This is a genomic window from Bacillus sp. X1(2014) (genome assembly GCF_007678255.1).
The window spans coordinates 76139-91884 of the sequence record NZ_VEED01000012.1 but is presented as its reverse complement, the minus strand read 5'-3'; the positions used below and the strand labels follow the sequence as shown (position 1 = coordinate 91884).

Below are 15746 nucleotides of genomic sequence, written 5' to 3'. Positions count from 1 at the left end.
CGTGGTAAGTTGATAGGGGATATGTTAAATTGAATAAATAATAAATCTAATTAATTGAGAAGTGGATTGTAAGGGTTTTCTTTTTGTATGGGGGGATATTATGTTTTTTTCCTTACGGAATCGCTTATTCATTATATTTACGTGTTTGTTGACGATTCCCTTAATCATTTTGTCGATTATTATCCCTCGATGGTTTACATCTATTATTGAAGACCAGACGCAGGATTTAACTATAGAAGCGATGGATCAATACTCGATGTATACTGACTCGATCACAACCCAGGCGGAGGATTTGGGAAAACAGGTCCTGGTCAATCAAACCACACAACAGTGGTTAAGATTAGAAAAAAAAGATGAAGAAATACCAAGAGAGCAGAGCTTGTTACAGAAGAATCAACTGAAAATGCTGCTTTCCTCGATGATGGTGAATAATTCAAATGGGATGTCTATCTCTGTCGTTCTGAATAACGGTGAAGGAGTATGGGGAAATAATTCGAACTTACGCAACCTAGATTGGTTTCAAGACTTTACTATTAATGAACAGCGATTTGTTAAATCACATATTGATCCATATATGCCGGCACAAGGAACTAGTAATAGTTATCTTTTGCCCCTTGTTGATTTGAATACGATAGTTTCCTACGGATTTATTAAAGTTAATTTCCCTTCAACATTGCTAGAAACAGCCTTAGAGAAAATCTCGATTGGTAAAAATGGACATGCATATTTATTAGATCAACAGGGAGCAAATGTGTTAGAGGGGAAGATTGATACCCCTAAATCGGTATTGAAAAATAGTTTAACCAAAATAAAAACCAGTCAGAAGGAAAAGGGTTTATTAGAAACGGATTATCACAGCGAAAAATACTTTGTGTTTTTTCAAAAGTTAGCAGTAGGTGATTGGATTCTAGTTAGTGAAGTGACCAAGTCTGACCTATTCTCTAAAGTAAATATTCTACAACGCAACCTACTATTAATCAGTGCCCTCGTTTTTTTATTAACGATTGTTGCTTCTTTTGTGCTTTCGTCTAATATCGTCAGACCGTTAGGAAAACTAGCAAAAGCAATGAAATTTATCGAACATGGGGATTTTTCAGGTGCCAAACGCTTTATGCCAACGATTAAATCGTCTAACGATGAAGTTGGTTACGTGGTAAAAGTGTTCGACCATACTGTCGACCAATTGAAGAATTTAATTGAAACAGAATATGAAGCGAACATTCGTAGGAAAGATGCGGAATACAAAGCTTTATTACTGCAAATCAATCCTCACTTTTTAAATAATACGCTTGAAATTATTGGCGGATTAGCCGTACAAGGAAAAAATAAAGAAGTCATGAACGTAAGTATCTACTTAGGCCGGATGATGAGGTACTCCTTGAATACACAAAATGATGTGGTGAGATTGGGTGAAGAGATCAGCTATATCCGCAGCTATACGGATATTTTAAAGGTGAGATATGAGGATGCAATTACGATTGATCTTGTAGAGGATCCGGAGACAAAAAATCTTCCTATCATTAAATTCATTCTCCAGCCGCTTGTTGAAAATGCCGTTAAATATAGTTTTATAGAGAAAACTACGGCTGATATTTTTATAAAAACTGAAAAAATTAACAATCAAGTATTGATAATTCTAGAAGACAAAGGGATTGGCATGTCCGAAGAAGTAATATCAGATTTAATGAGTGATGAAATAAAGAATGAAGCGATTAGTGTCTTAGCGAGTAAAGGAAACAGTATTGGGCTAAAAAATGTACTTGGCCGACTAAAGCTTTACTACGGTCAAGATTTCTCGTATAAGATTGAATCTGAAAAAAATGTAGGCACGAGGATTACATTGTGTATTAATTTTGACCGAGGTGATATACATGATGAAGGTCATCATAGCGGATGACGAAATTCAAATTCGTAAAGGCTTGCGGATGAAAGTGGATTGGGAAGAGGAAGGGTTTCAAATCGTTGGCGAGGCTTCCAATGGGAAAGAAGCACTCGAATTACTTGGGAAAATGAATGTTGATTTAGTCCTTACAGATATGAGAATGCCAATAATGGATGGCCTTGAATTGGCAAAACGCTGTCAGCAGGAATTTCCAAACGTAAAAGTGATCGTTTTATCGGGTTATTCCGATTTTGAATTGGTCCGTGGTTCCATGAAGGAAGGGGTTAAGGACTATCTATTAAAACCCGTTGCCCCGGATGAACTAGTGGAATCCCTACAAAAAATTTGTAAAGAAATAGAGACGGAGAGGCAAAAACAGGTTGAAACAGCGCAGATGCGTCAGCTTGTTCATTCTCAACTCCAAGAAGTACAGGAACAATACTTGCTTTATTTGGTGAAAGAGGAATGGCTGGAGCTTAATTTAGTCATCGAGAGACTACGCCAGCTTCAATTAGAGCAACTTGTCAATGAGAACGCTGTTGTCCAATTTGTAACTGTGGAAATTCGAGAGAGTTTTGGTAATCCCAATCGATTAAAAGAACTCTGGCTTCCTTTTCAAATGCTATGTAAGGAAATCTCAAAAGAGCATGTAGGAACTTATTCCTTTTACGACCCAAGCTATGCTAATATGGTTCATTTTTTAATCCGAATTGATTTAAATACTCCTTCTAATTTAGTTAAAAGTTTACAACAGAATGTGAAAAGGTTGTTGAATTTAGAAACAGTTATAGGAATTGGGAATGTTGTCACCGGACTAACTAGCTTTAAGACAGGTTATATTTCTAGTTTGCTTGCTTGGAGTCAAAGTCAGTTAGGCTCCCGATCCCAGGTGATTGATGCGGCGATAACGAAAGAGGAAGCGTTTGAATTTTCACCTGATTTTGAAAGAAAGTTAACCAATGCGATTGAAAATGCCAACTTCGAAGCATTTAGAGAAAATATTCAATCCTTATTACAAGGGGATGGAAACCAATCGATTTTATCGTTTTCGTTTGCAGCCAATCGAGTGTTATTCCTGTTAGGGTCACTTGCCAAAAAATATGATATCGAAACAAAAGATATTCAAAAAACGATTTGGAATTGTCAACAAAGTATTTGGGAGCTTAATTCGCAGAGTAAAGTGCTTGAAAACCTCCTTCAATTAGCCCTATTAATAATTGAAAAGGTGCATTTGGCCCGCTTTTCAAATGGGAAGTTAATCGTGGATAGTGTTCGAAATTATTTGGACCAGCATTATGCCAGTGAGATTTCATTGACCTTATTATCGGAACTATTTCATATCAATAGTGCTCATTTATCAGAGACTTTTAAGAATTATGTTGGTCAGAATTTTAGTGATTATCTGGTGAAATTACGAATGGATAAAGCCCAGCAATTTCTGAGAGATAAGCAACTTAAAATCATTGATGTAGCAAATTTAGTTGGCTTTTCAAACTCCGGGTATTTTAGTACAGTCTTTAAAAAACATGTAGGACAGACACCGGTTGAATTCCGTAATGCCATAGATTCCTAAGTTTTCAGGAAAGAAAGGGAATGTAGATGAAGAGAGGGTTCACCATTTTTGCAGTGATACTTATAGGTATTTTAGTGTATGCGTTGTCCTTTTTTGATACATTCTCAGGCAACGGCCAAAAAGAGAAAGGGGAAACGGTAAAGGATTCAGAACCAATCCGGTTGACGTTCTGGCGAAATGGCGGGAACGTGGCAGAAAATAAAGCATTTGAAGAATTAGTGGCTTCCTTTGAAGCATCTAACCCTAATATTTTGGTGAATATGAAGTCAATTCCCTATAGTGACTATGAGATCAGGCTGCGAACAGAACTTGCCGCGGGGAACCCTCCGGATATTTTGACCATTGACAGTCCTACGCTTGGTCTGTATGCAAATACGGGTTCGTTATTATCGATCGACCCTTTCATGAGAAAAGAGGGGAAGATCGATGATATCCCTGATTCCACCTTAAAAGGATTAAGTTATAAGGGGCAAATTTATCTCGCCCCGATTGTAGAGTCAAGTATTGCATTATATTACAATCGACATTTACTAAAGGCGGCTGGTATCCCAGATCCACCAACAGATCCCAATAACCCTTTAACATGGGATGAGGTATTGGAGATTGCTAAGAAGGTAAATAATCCTGCTAAAGGAGTAATTGGAATCGACCCAGCTCAAGGATTTAATGATGGAGAATCACCAGCTTATTTTAAAACACCACTTCTTTGGCAGTTTGGGGCTAAGGTTTTAAGCCCTGATGGAACTACTGCAAGCGGGTTTTTAGATTCAAAAGAAGCGTTAGATGCTCTGCGATTTTACCAAGACTTGTATCATAAATATCGAGTGGCTTCGATAGAAATACCTGGCGGTGCCTTTGAAGAAGGGAAGCTGGCGATGACTGTACTTGGCTCTTGGACACTTGCAGATTTAGAAAAAAATCATCCTGAATTCAAGCTGGGAGAAGATTTTGGGGTAACTCCTCTGCCAAAGGGAAAGTATCAGTTTGTTCCCAATGGCGGATGGGCGCTTGGCATCACATCAAAGTCCAAACACCCACAAGAGGCATGGAAGTTTATCAAGTATGTCACCGGTTATCAAGGAGTGAAAAAATATGTCACCATTACCGGTGATATACCTGCCCGATACTCTGTCGCAAAAGATTTCCCAGAGTTGAACGAATATCCAAAAAACATATTTGTACTGCAAAGCCAAAAATATTCAAAGAACCGCCCGGTAACTCCTGCCTATCCGGTTGTCAGTGATGCCATCAGAAGGTTATTTGAGGATGTTGGAATCGGCGGAAAAGATGTAAAGGTTGCTGCCAAAGAGGCAGTTGAAAAAATCAATATTGGTCTTAAAGAAATCAAATAAACCTAGATTTATGGGGAATATCGGTAATTTTTACGGAGGCATCTCTTCTAGTTAAGGTACTAGAGGAGATGTTTTTTATTATAAGATAACCCTAGTGGTTTAGGTGGTTTTGGGATCCGATGGACAAAACGGGGCAAGGAACCAGGTAAAACGTCTATCGGGAGGGTTCCGATGGACAAAACCACACAAGGGAACAGGTAAAATGTCCATCGGGAGGGTTCCGATGGACAAAACGGCATAAGGGAACAGGTAATACGTCTATCGGGAGGGATTCGATGGACAAAACGGGGCAATAGAGCAGGAAAAATGTCTATCGGAAGGGAGCCGATGGACAAAACGGGACAAGGGAACAAGTAAAATGTCTATCGGGAGGGGTCCGATGGACAAAAAGGCATAAGGGAACAGGTAAAACGTCTATCGGGAGGGGTCCGATGGACAAAACCCCACAAGGAAACAGGGAAAACGTCTATCGGGAGGGTTCCGATGGACAAAACCACACAATGGAACAGGCAAAACGTCTATCGGGAGGGTTCCGATGGACAAAACAGCCCAAGAGAACAGGCAAATGTCCATCGGAAGGGCACCGATGGACAAAACGGCCCAAGGAAACAGGAAAAATGTCTATCGCAAAGGTTACGATGGACAAACCCACATAGAGAACCAAGAAAAAAGTCTTTCACAGAGATTCCTAGGGTTACTCATAATAAGTCCAATTTCGTACCCCTACAGTCTTAAAATTTCTCTCCAGAATTCTGCTTATTCTTTTCTTAGACTTCACCACCATACACCATTCATGCACAACCTTGGTTGTTATTTTCAGATTAGGAAAAAGGATCTTAATTTCCTTCACATTACGTAAAACAGCAGATTCAACTATCTCTTTGCATCCACAATCATTACACATAACATTCTTTCCCAAGACAGTGATCATAAACGAACCACAATCTCTGCAAGTAATCCCCTTCTTCAGTTTCTCATAGTCATATGGCGGTACTTTTATAAATGAGGAGTCCCTTTCATGTAACGAAACTAGTTTTTCAGCTAGCTGCTTATTCTGGTTGGTTAATTTCGACGGAGTTACATTTAATTCTTCCAATAATTTTTCTAACTGCGTTGGATAAATGATAGGTTCGTTAAGAGGAGCTTGGTATAAGGTAAACCGGGGGTTAATAAAAACAACTTTTCCCTCAATAGATACATTATATCCGTGCTTTTGGAGTAATTGGCGGAATAAGGACTTGCTGCGCTTCAACTGATAGAGCGGATTCTTAATTTCCCTTTCAGCGAGCGTTTCAAAGACGCCGTTGCGAAAACAATAATCACCTTCGGAATTTTTTACATCAAAAAGGCTAATTGTCTTTTGAAAAATGATCGTGGTATCTAGTTGGAATGTTGTGTCATTAATCTTCAGCACCAAATCATTTAAAATATAACACTCACTCTGAATCTTCTCTGTTAACAAATCAAACTGAACTTCACCCTCATAGCCTTTTTCCTGGTATAAATAATACCGTTTCTCCTCGCGTGATAGATTCATTCGGTTGTTTAAAATTCGTAGTTTGATAAGATCAACTGGGACTGTTCGGGCTTTAAAAGGCATTTCCCACTTCCTCTCTCATTTTCAAAACTCCATATTTATCATATAAAAATTAACAGTCGGAATGCGTGAATACTTTGTTAATCTTTTCTCGAACATATTGCAATCGTTTTCAACTGCCGAAAATTTTAAACCTCCGTTTCCAAAGATATTAAACTCTTCCCTTTTTTAAATTTGTTAAAGTTAGAACCAGATAAACCAATAAAGATAGGAGGTTAAAAGCTTGCAAGAATTAGTAAATACCCAAAAGGAAACCGCTTTAAAAATTCCAACCGAAAAGAAAGCAGCATCAAAATTGAAAAGCAAACTTGATTATATCAAGAAAAACTACCATCTTTATTTGCTTATTGCACCAGCTGTTATTCTAACTATCATTTTTAAATACATCCCTATGTATGGAGCGGTTATTGCCTTTAAAGATTTTAGTACGATCAAGGGGATATTAGGAAGCGATTGGGTGGGAGTAGATAATTTCACCAAATTCTTATCTTCACCGAACTTTGCAGACATTTTTATGAATACGCTTAAACTTAGTTTTTTTGGACTAATCATAGGGTTTCCAGTTCCGATTATCCTTGCGTTAATGCTTAATCAACTGCGCAGGGCAGCTGTTAAAAAGAATATTCAACTTGTACTCTATGCACCAAACTTTATTTCGGTAGTTGTAATCGTGGGTATGGTGTTCATTTTCCTATCACCAACAGGTCCCATTAATCAACTTGTTAGTTTCATAACAGGAAAGCCGCTAATGTTCATGTCAAATCCAGAATACTTCCGTTCGATCTATATTATCTCTGGCATTTGGCAGGCTGCAGGCTGGTCATCGATTATCTACGTTGCCGCTTTAGCCAATGTGGACCCTGAATTGCACAACGCAGCAACAATTGATGGAGCAAATATTCTTCAAAGAATGATCCATATCGATTTACCGTCACTAAAGCCATTAATGGCTGTGACCTTTATTTTGGCAGCGGGGGGGATTATGTCGATTGGCTTTGAAAAGGCCTATTTAATGCAAACCTCAATGAATTTACCTTCATCAGAAATCCTGCCTACTTATGTATATAAGGTAGGGTTGCAATCAGGTGATTATGCTTATTCGACAGCGGTTGGTTTATTTAATTCAATCATCAATGTCATTCTATTATTTGTTGTAAATAAAATCGTGAAGAAATTAAACGAAGGAGAAGGTTTATATTAACGAAAAAGGAGTCTTGATATGAATATTAAGCACACCCGCATAGACCGAATCATATTAGGCTTTAACAATATCTTTCTATGCATTGCTGTATTAGTCGTGTTAGTGCCCTTGGTTTATGTCGTCCTAGCCTCATTCATGGATCCAACGGTTCTATTAAATAAAGGGATTTCATTCAATTTTTCAGAATGGAGTTTTAAAGGGTATCAGCTGATTTTAACCAATGATGCAATGGTGCGCGGTTTTATCAATTCGATTCTTTACTCGGTAGGATTCGCGATTATCACTGTTGTGGTCTGTATTTTCGCGGCCTATCCGTTATCGGTAAATGGTTTTGTCGGGAAGAACTTCTTCATGACCCTATTTATGATCACCATGTTTTTCGGAGGCGGGCTTATCCCCACTTACCTAGTTGTAAAGGACCTAGGAATGTTAAACACACCATGGGCGATCTTATTACCAGGCGCGGTGAATGTTTGGAATATTATCTTGGCAAGGACTTATTTCAAAGGGATTCCGTATGAATTGCATGAAGCAGCTAAGGTTGATGGAGCATCTGACCTATTAATCTTCTTTAAAATCGTTTTGCCGCTTTCCAAACCAATTATCTTCGTTTTGGCGATGTATGCGTTTGTTGGTCAATGGAACTCTTACTTTGATGCAATGATTTATCTCGAAGATCCAAATTTACACCCATTACAATTAGTTTTGAGATCAATATTGATTCAAAATCAAACGGGTCCTGGAATGATTAGTGATCAGCAAGCAATGGCTGAGCTTAAGAAGCTCTCAGAAATGATTAAATACTCATCAATTGTCATTTCCAGTCTGCCACTAATGGTCATGTATCCATTCTTCCAAAAGTATTTTGAAAAAGGTGTTATGGTGGGCTCATTGAAATAATGAGCCAATTTAATAGATTTACTTGTAAATGCTTACACACAACATTTAGGAGGATAAGTATATGAAAAATGCAAAAAAAGTTATGGCCGCCTCACTTGCTACGATCTTACTAGTTTCAGGTTGCAGTAACAATAGCAAAAGTGAAACAGCATCATCCAAAGAATACAAACTAAAGGATGTAACATTCCCATTAAAGGAAAAAGTAACATTGAATTTTATGACGCAAAGCTCGCCATTGGCGCCGGCTGACCCAAATAAAAAGTTAATTTATAAGCGTTTAGAAGAACAATCTGGTGTTCATATTAAGTGGAAAAATTACACTTCAGATGCGTTTATTGAAAAAAGAAACCTCGCAATGGCGAGCGGCGATTTGCCAGATGCGATCTTAGATGCTGGTTTTAATGACCATGATTTATTAAAACTAGCAAAAGATGGGGCGATTATTCCAGTAGAAGATTTAATTGAGAAATACATGCCTAACCTACAAAAGGTCCTCGAGGCTGCACCTGAATATGAGGCGATGATGACGGCTCCTGATGGACATATTTATTCCTTTCCATGGATTGAGGAGTTAGGCTCAGGGAAAGAAAGTATTCACTCCGTCGATGATTTCCCATGGATTAATGTTGAATGGTTAAACAAATTAGGATTAAAAATGCCGACAACAACAGAAGAATTAAAGCAAGTATTGATTGCTTTTAAAACAAAAGATCCAAATGGTAACGGAAAAGCTGATGAAATCCCGATGTCATTCATTGGTAAGCAAGCAGGCGGGGAAGACTTAGCATTCTTATTTGGTTCATTCGGTCTGGGGGAAAACTGGGACCATACGGTTGTATGTAATGATGGGAAAGTCACGTTTACTGCCTCAGACAAGGGCTATAAAGAAGGGATTAAATTCCTCAATGAATTATATAAAGAAGGCCTAATCGATGTGGAAGCGTTTGAACAAGATTGGAATACGTATCTAGCAAAAGGTAAAGATAATCGTTATGGTTTATATTTCACTTGGGATAAAGCTAATATTACCGGAATGAATGACAAATATGACTTAATGAAGCCGCTGGCTGGTCCTGATGGTCATGTGAATGTAGCTAGAACCAATGGAATGGGCTTTGATCGAGGTCGAATGGTTATTACAAGTGCTGATAAAAATATTGAATTGACGGCAAAATGGATTGACCAATTATATGAACCAAAACAATCTGTTCAAGATAACTGGGGAACGTATGGTGATGAAAAGCAGCAAAACATCTTTGAATTAGACGAAACGGCAGGAATGCTAAAACACTTACCATTAGAAGGTGCTGCGCCAGTAGAATTAAGACAAAAAACTAATGTCGGCGGTCCGTTAGCGATTTTAGATGAGTACTACGGAAAAGTTACCACCAAACCAGATGACGCGGCATGGAGATTAGGGCTAATGAAGGATGTTATGGTTCCGCATATGACTGCCGAAAATATTTATCCAAGAGTATTTTTCTCTCTTGAAGATAGTGACAAGCTTACTACCATTGAAACAGATATGTTTGCTTTTGTGATGAGAAAACGTGCGGAATGGATTCAAAATGGGAAAGTGGAAAAAGAGTGGGATGGATATGTGAAAGAATTAGACCGCTTAGGATTACAAGAGTGGTTAAAGATTAAACAAGCAGGATACGACAGGAACACAAAATAATCGATTTTAAGTAATAGGGCTGAGGTTGTACTGTGCAAGCATACGTACAGCCTTGTTCCAATTTAGGATGATAGAAATTCACAAAAAATGGCGATGAAGGACAAATCTGATTGAAAGCCAGTGAGATCTGTCCATCATAATCGAAATAAAAGATATTAAAAGAAAACAAAGGAGTGACACATAATGACACAACTATATAAAGAAAAATATCGTCAGCAATTTCATTTTTCACCTGAGGAAAAATGGATGAACGACCCGAACGGAATGGTCTTTTTTAATAATGAGTATCACCTTTTTTATCAATACCATCCATTTGGTACTACATGGGGACCAATGCACTGGGGACATGCGGTTAGTAAAGATCTAATTCACTGGGAACAACTGCCGATCGCGCTATATCCAGATGAGCATGGTGCAATTTTCTCTGGAAGTGCAGTAGTGGATTGGAATAACACATCAGGATTTTTCCAGAATGGACCTGGGTTGGTAGCCATTTATACGAGTGCGGATAACTATCCAGATTCCGAGCGGCCGCGTCAGCGTCAAAGTCTTGCTTATAGTACCGACAATGGAAGAACATGGACCAAATACGAAGGAAATCCAGTACTTTCTGATGTAAATATTACCGATTATCGTGATCCAAAGGTTTTTTGGCATGAAGAAACAAATAAATGGGTAATGGTGCTAGCGACTGGACAATCTATCACCATTTACACCTCTCCAAACCTAAAAGATTGGGAGTTTGCAAGTGAATTTGGAAATAATGCTGGGTCACATGACGGCGTTTGGGAATGCCCTGACCTGTTTCAATTGCCAGTAGATGGTGATGAAAACATCCAAAAATGGGTCCTGTTTGTCAGCATTGGTGATAATCATGATTTCAAAGAAGGTTCAAGAACACAATATTTTATAGGTGATTTTGACGGAACAACCTTTGTAAATGAAAATACTGATGAAACAATTCTTTGGATGGATCATGGCAGGGATAATTATGCAGGCGTAAGTTGGTCTGATATCCCAGCTGAAGATGGAAGAAGAATTTATATTGGCTGGATGAGTAATTGGCGTTATGCAAATCAAGTACCAACTGAAGATTGGCGGAGTGCGATGACCTTGCCAAGAGAATTATCGTTAACTTCTAGTGAGGATGGAGTTCGCTTGGTCCAGAAAGTAGTACCAGAAATTAATTCGATTCGAAAAGGTTCACAAGGTTATCAAAATTTAACGATTGAATCAAACCAACCCACATCTTTTAACGTGTTCTGTCCATTAATGGAAGTGAATATGGAGTTTGAAAAACAAACTTCTAATTCCTTTGGTATCGTTTTACAAAGTTCTGAAGATGAAAAGACAGTAATTCGTTATGATGTGGAAAAGGAACTAATATCAGTTGACAGAACTAATGCTGGAGATAATAGTTTTTCAGAATCTTTCCCAGCGGTACAAAATGCTTCGCTGAAGACGAAAAATGACAGAATCAAACTTCAAATCTTTATTGATGCTTCTTCCATAGAAGTATTTGCAAATGATGGCAAGGTAGTATTTACTAGCTTAATCTTTCCAAACCAACCATATGAGAAAATTGTTTTATTTTCAAACGAAGGAAATATCCGAGTGTCTTCATTAAAACTAACAGAACTAGATTCCATTTGGGGGAAGTAACTTTATTAGGCAAAGCTCTAATCGAATAAATAGGGTTAGAGCCTTGTTTTTGGAAGAGAGGGCAAAGGATGAAACCAACTTTGATAAAATGGACTTCTGTATTTTTGTCCATCGTACTTATCGCTGCCTCCATAGGCACGATTCTTGTTGATCCTACAACAGGCTGGGCAACCGAATCGAATGAAACGGGAAGTAAAGAAACGCGGGAGGGTGCGACAATTATTGAAAGTGTATCCAAAGCAATTACTAATCTGACAGACTGGCAAATTAAAGGGAAAGGCACGTTAGAAGACACAGAACAGGGACTTTTGCTTACTTCAGAACCTAAAGAGAATGTAATGGCTATATCAAGTGTTAATTCTGAAGATTTTATTTATGAATCGGATGTAAAAATAATAGACATGAATGCGGACGCCACCTTAGTATTTCGTTCCAGTGAAGATGGCTGGGACTCCTACATGCTGCAAATTGTTCCAAATGCGGGAATCATTCGTCTTCGTGATGCTCGTGATGAAAGGAAATTTAAAGAGGAACGCCAAGTTAAGCTGCAAGAGGGAGGAATCTATCATCTGAAGGTAAAGGTGGTAGAAGACAATATCAAAGTTTATTGGGAGAATAAGTATGCTCCTATTATTGATGTTAAAAATAATTCATACGAGAAGGGGTTTCTTGGCCTTAATGTATGGGGGGGAGCAGCGTTGTTTCAAAATGTAAAAGTTAGCGAACTTTCAACAAATCTTGGCCCATCCATATATAAAGAAGGAAGTTGGGAACCAGCAATCAAAGGTCTGAAGGGAATTGCTGTTGATGGTGTGAAAGCCAAGCAAATCTACAATAAGAGTGCAAGCGACTTTGTACTTGAAGGGAATGTTTCTTTTGATCAAAACCCATCGGAAGCAGCACTTTCATTTCGTACGAATGAACGAGGAACAACTGGTTATCAGGCTGTGCTTATTAAAGAAGGAAGCACTGTCAGAGCGCAATTGAAGAAGGCGGACGGTTCTGTTCTCAAAACATCCGACCGCACTTATAAAACCCATGAGGGTACCAAACACCATCTTGAAATTATAACAAATGGCAATAAAATCGAATTTTATGTTGATGGATATTCTGAGGCAGCTTTAAAGGTAACGGATATGAGTTACAAAACTGGATTTGCTGGATTTACCGTAACATCAGGCTCTGCTTACTTCCAGGATATTTATCTCGTTCCAACATCCAGCTATTACAAAGAAAAATATAGACCAGATTATCATTATACTCCAGCTCGTGGCTCTGTAAGTGATCCGAATGGTTTGGTGTACTACGAGGGTGAGTATCATTTGTTCCATCAAGATGGGGGGACTTGGGCTCATGCAGTAAGTAAGGATATGGTGAATTGGAAACGCCTCCCTATTGCTTTGCCATGGAATGATCATGGGCATGTTTGGTCTGGTTCTGCTGTAGCGGACCTGAATAATGCTTCCGGTTTATTCACTAATTCTGGTGGTAAAGGGCTAATTGCATACTACACTTCCTTTAATCCAGATGGACCTAATGGTAATCAGCGTATTGGTCTTGCCTACAGTTCTGATCAGGGACGTACTTGGAAATATTCAATGGAGTCCCCAATTGTCATTGAGAATCCGGGCAAGAATGGAGAAGATCCAGGAGGCTGGGACTTCCGTGATCCTAAAGTAGTCCGGGATGATGCGAACAATCGATGGGTCATGGTTGTATCTGGAGGAGATCACATTCGCTTTTTTACTTCTACTAACCTAATGGATTGGAAGCTTACTGATAATTTTGGTTATGGAAATTATGTTCGTGGCGGTGTATGGGAATGCCCTGATCTCTTCGAACTTCAGGTAGACGGTACGGGAGAGAAGAAATGGGTTCTGATGATTAGTACAGGAGCAAATCCGAAGACGCAGGGATCCGATGCGGAGTATTTTGTAGGGCATTTGACAGCGGATGGTAAATTCGTCAATGACAATACAGCAGGTAAAGTACTGAAAACGGATTACGGGAAGGAGTTCTACGCATCTATGTCCTTCGCCAATATGCCGGATAACCGTCGTGTGATAATGGCATGGATGACCAACTGGGATTATCCATTCGCTTTTCCAACTATGGGCTGGAAGGGAGAATTGACTATTCCGAGAGAATTAAGATTGGTGAAAACAGATGAAGGGATAAGACTTGCACAAGCTCCTATTAAGGAACTACAGTCGATTCGCAGTACCATTTTCCAGACACAGAACAAGGTAGTCAATCCGACTAATGCCTCCAACTTGTTGAAGGGAATCTCTTCAGGAGCATTTGAAATAGAAGCGGAGATTGAAATTCCTTCTACCAGCAAATTAACCGAATTTGGTTTTCATGTTCATGAAGGGGCTGACCAAAAAACAGTCGTTGGCTACAAAACTGCAGATAATCGAATATTCGTTGATCGTGCTGAGTCAGGAGAAACTGATTTCTCAAGACTATTTTCCACTTTACATGAAGCTCCTTTAAAACAGGATAATAAACGTATCAAAATGAATATCTTCGTAGATGATTCGTCCATTGAAGTATTTGCCAATGATGGAAAAGTAGTTTTTTCTGATGTTATTTTCCCTGATCCTTCAAGTCGCAGTGTGAATTTCTACACCAAGGGAGGCGATGTGAAAGTTGTATCCTTAAAAGTACATTCTCTTGCAGATACTTGGAACCAAAACGCGGATGAGGATACAAGAATTGTAATGGATACAAATCAAAGAGAGATGAATATCGGTGATTTTCTACCATTGTTTGCTTCCGTAGATAATGGAAAAGGAAAGGGAACTCAGTCAATTATTTGGAAATCTAGTAATTCCAATGTAGTAAAGGTTGACTCATCAACTAACTCAAAAGCAGTACTTAAAGCAGGAAGCAAAGGAGAAGCGATAATTACAGCCTCCACACCAAATGGAAAGGCTTCGGCAAGTGTAGTTGTAAGAGTGTATGAGGGTGAATTCCATACAAATCTGACTGGATGGAAATCAGATCTTTCTGCCTCCAAATGGACAATTACCGAAAATGGAATCCGTGGAACGCATACAAGTGATGCAAACTATATGGCCAAGGAAACTGCAGGAGACTTTACTTATGAAGCAGATATGATACTGGGACAAACAGGAGGAGCAGGTTCCGTTCTATTCCGCGCAAGTGAAGATGGAAGAAGCGGTTACTACTTCAATCTTGATCCGAATATGAAGGCTTTTCGTCTTTTTTACAAGATTGACGATGGTTTTGAGGAACGTATGGTAATTGGGAAGGTGCCTGCCCTTATTCAACCAGGAAGGACATATAAGGTGAGAATCGAAGCGAAAGGTCCTCATATCCAGATTTATGTGGATAGTCAGAAAATCATGGATTTACAGGATGGAACCTTTGCAGAAGGCCATTTTGGTTTAAATGTATTTGGTGGTCAAGCCACCTATCAGAATGTTAATGTCAGCAATGTGTCAGAAGCAAACTTAACCGTAACAAGCTTTACGAATATCGCAACCGGCAAAGCGATTTATACTGCCAATTCTCAGAACGGTGAGCCTGTGACCGTAGCTGATGCAGAAAAAGCTACAAAATGGACTTTGATTCCAACCGGTGATGAGCATGGTTCTTATTCCATACGTACAGAGGGCGGCAAAGCGTTAGATATGGATACAGGGCAAAATAAAATTCAGCTGTACAACTATCTTGGCTATAATAATCAGCGTTGGATTATTACCAAAAATGACAATGGTACTGTAAGAATCACTTCTGTTCATAATGGCAAGGCACTCGAAGTATCGAGAGAGGGAATTTTGACACTCAATGATTTGAATCCGAATCCGGAGCGTCAGCAGTGGACACTTTCGTCTGATATAAAATAAAGAGGTAAAAAAACGCAAATTATCGT

Annotated in this window: 10 protein-coding genes; 9 read left to right on the top strand and 1 reads right to left on the bottom strand. The window is 38.9% G+C overall.

Features of this window, described 5'->3' with window-relative positions; genetic code table 11:
- The first annotated feature begins 100 nt into the window (after positions 1-100).
- The 4 genes from FS608_RS20125 (at position 101) to FS608_RS20110 (ending at position 5463) form a co-directional block, all read left to right on the top strand.
- Complete coding sequence (locus tag FS608_RS20125) at positions 101-1897, top strand: sensor histidine kinase (protein ID WP_144554359.1); 1797 nt, start codon at positions 101-103, stop codon at positions 1895-1897.
- On the top strand, positions 1875-3455 hold the full coding sequence (locus FS608_RS20120; protein ID WP_144554357.1) for a response regulator transcription factor: 1581 nt from the start codon (positions 1875-1877) through the stop codon (positions 3453-3455). The genes FS608_RS20125 and FS608_RS20120 overlap by 23 nt, the downstream gene beginning before the upstream one ends.
- A gap of 26 nt (positions 3456-3481) precedes the next feature.
- A complete protein-coding gene (locus tag FS608_RS20115) occupies positions 3482-4807 on the top strand; it encodes an ABC transporter substrate-binding protein (RefSeq protein ID WP_144554355.1) in 1326 nt (441 codons plus the stop codon).
- Positions 4808-5238: 431 nt separating this feature from the next.
- A complete protein-coding gene (locus FS608_RS20110) occupies positions 5239-5463 on the top strand; it encodes a hypothetical protein (RefSeq protein WP_144554353.1) in 225 nt (74 codons plus the stop codon).
- 38 nt (positions 5464-5501) lie between these two features.
- Here FS608_RS20110 and FS608_RS20105 read toward each other — a convergent pair whose 3' ends face one another.
- On the bottom strand, positions 5502-6407 hold the full coding sequence (locus FS608_RS20105; RefSeq protein ID WP_144554350.1) for a nuclease-related domain-containing protein: 906 nt from the start codon (positions 6405-6407) through the stop codon (positions 5502-5504).
- 262 nt (positions 6408-6669) lie between these two features.
- On the opposite strand from FS608_RS20105, the gene FS608_RS20100 reads away from it, so the two are divergent.
- The 5 genes from FS608_RS20100 to FS608_RS20080 all read left to right on the top strand — a co-directional run bounded on the left by FS608_RS20100 (position 6670) and on the right by FS608_RS20080 (position 15720).
- The gene (locus tag FS608_RS20100) at positions 6670-7605 is read left to right on the top strand and encodes an ABC transporter permease (RefSeq protein ID WP_144554441.1); all 936 of its coding nucleotides are present in this window, start codon (positions 6670-6672) and stop codon (positions 7603-7605) included.
- Positions 7606-7623: 18 nt separating this feature from the next.
- Positions 7624-8505, top strand: coding sequence for a carbohydrate ABC transporter permease (locus FS608_RS20095; RefSeq protein WP_144554348.1), 882 nt, complete (start codon positions 7624-7626; stop codon positions 8503-8505).
- Positions 8506-8566: 61 nt separating this feature from the next.
- A complete protein-coding gene (locus FS608_RS20090; RefSeq protein ID WP_144554346.1) occupies positions 8567-10183 on the top strand; it encodes an ABC transporter substrate-binding protein in 1617 nt (538 codons plus the stop codon).
- 183 nt (positions 10184-10366) lie between these two features.
- The gene (locus FS608_RS20085) at positions 10367-11845 is read left to right on the top strand and encodes a glycoside hydrolase family 32 protein (protein WP_144554344.1); all 1479 of its coding nucleotides are present in this window, start codon (positions 10367-10369) and stop codon (positions 11843-11845) included.
- A gap of 68 nt (positions 11846-11913) precedes the next feature.
- Complete coding sequence (locus FS608_RS20080) at positions 11914-15720, top strand: GH32 C-terminal domain-containing protein (RefSeq protein ID WP_144554341.1); 3807 nt, start codon at positions 11914-11916, stop codon at positions 15718-15720.
- Positions 15721-15746 lie beyond the last annotated feature (26 nt).

Bases quoted from the DNA above. Each gene is read 5' to 3' on its own strand.
- FS608_RS20125 (WP_144554359.1), top strand. From the start codon at position 101: ATGTTTTTTTCCTTACGGAATCGCTTATTCATTATATTTACGTGTTTG.
- FS608_RS20110 (WP_144554353.1), top strand. From the start codon at position 5,239: ATGGACAAAACCCCACAAGGAAACAGGGAAAACGTCTATCGGGAGGGT.
- FS608_RS20105 (WP_144554350.1), bottom strand. From the start codon at position 6,407: ATGCCTTTTAAAGCCCGAACAGTCCCAGTTGATCTTATCAAACTACGA.
- FS608_RS20085 (WP_144554344.1), top strand. From the start codon at position 10,367: ATGACACAACTATATAAAGAAAAATATCGTCAGCAATTTCATTTTTCA.
- FS608_RS20080 (WP_144554341.1), top strand. From the start codon at position 11,914: ATGAAACCAACTTTGATAAAATGGACTTCTGTATTTTTGTCCATCGTA.
- FS608_RS20115 (WP_144554355.1), top strand. From the start codon at position 3,482: ATGAAGAGAGGGTTCACCATTTTTGCAGTGATACTTATAGGTATTTTA.
- FS608_RS20120 (WP_144554357.1), top strand. From the start codon at position 1,875: ATGAAGGTCATCATAGCGGATGACGAAATTCAAATTCGTAAAGGCTTG.
- FS608_RS20095 (WP_144554348.1), top strand. From the start codon at position 7,624: ATGAATATTAAGCACACCCGCATAGACCGAATCATATTAGGCTTTAAC.
- FS608_RS20090 (WP_144554346.1), top strand. From the start codon at position 8,567: ATGAAAAATGCAAAAAAAGTTATGGCCGCCTCACTTGCTACGATCTTA.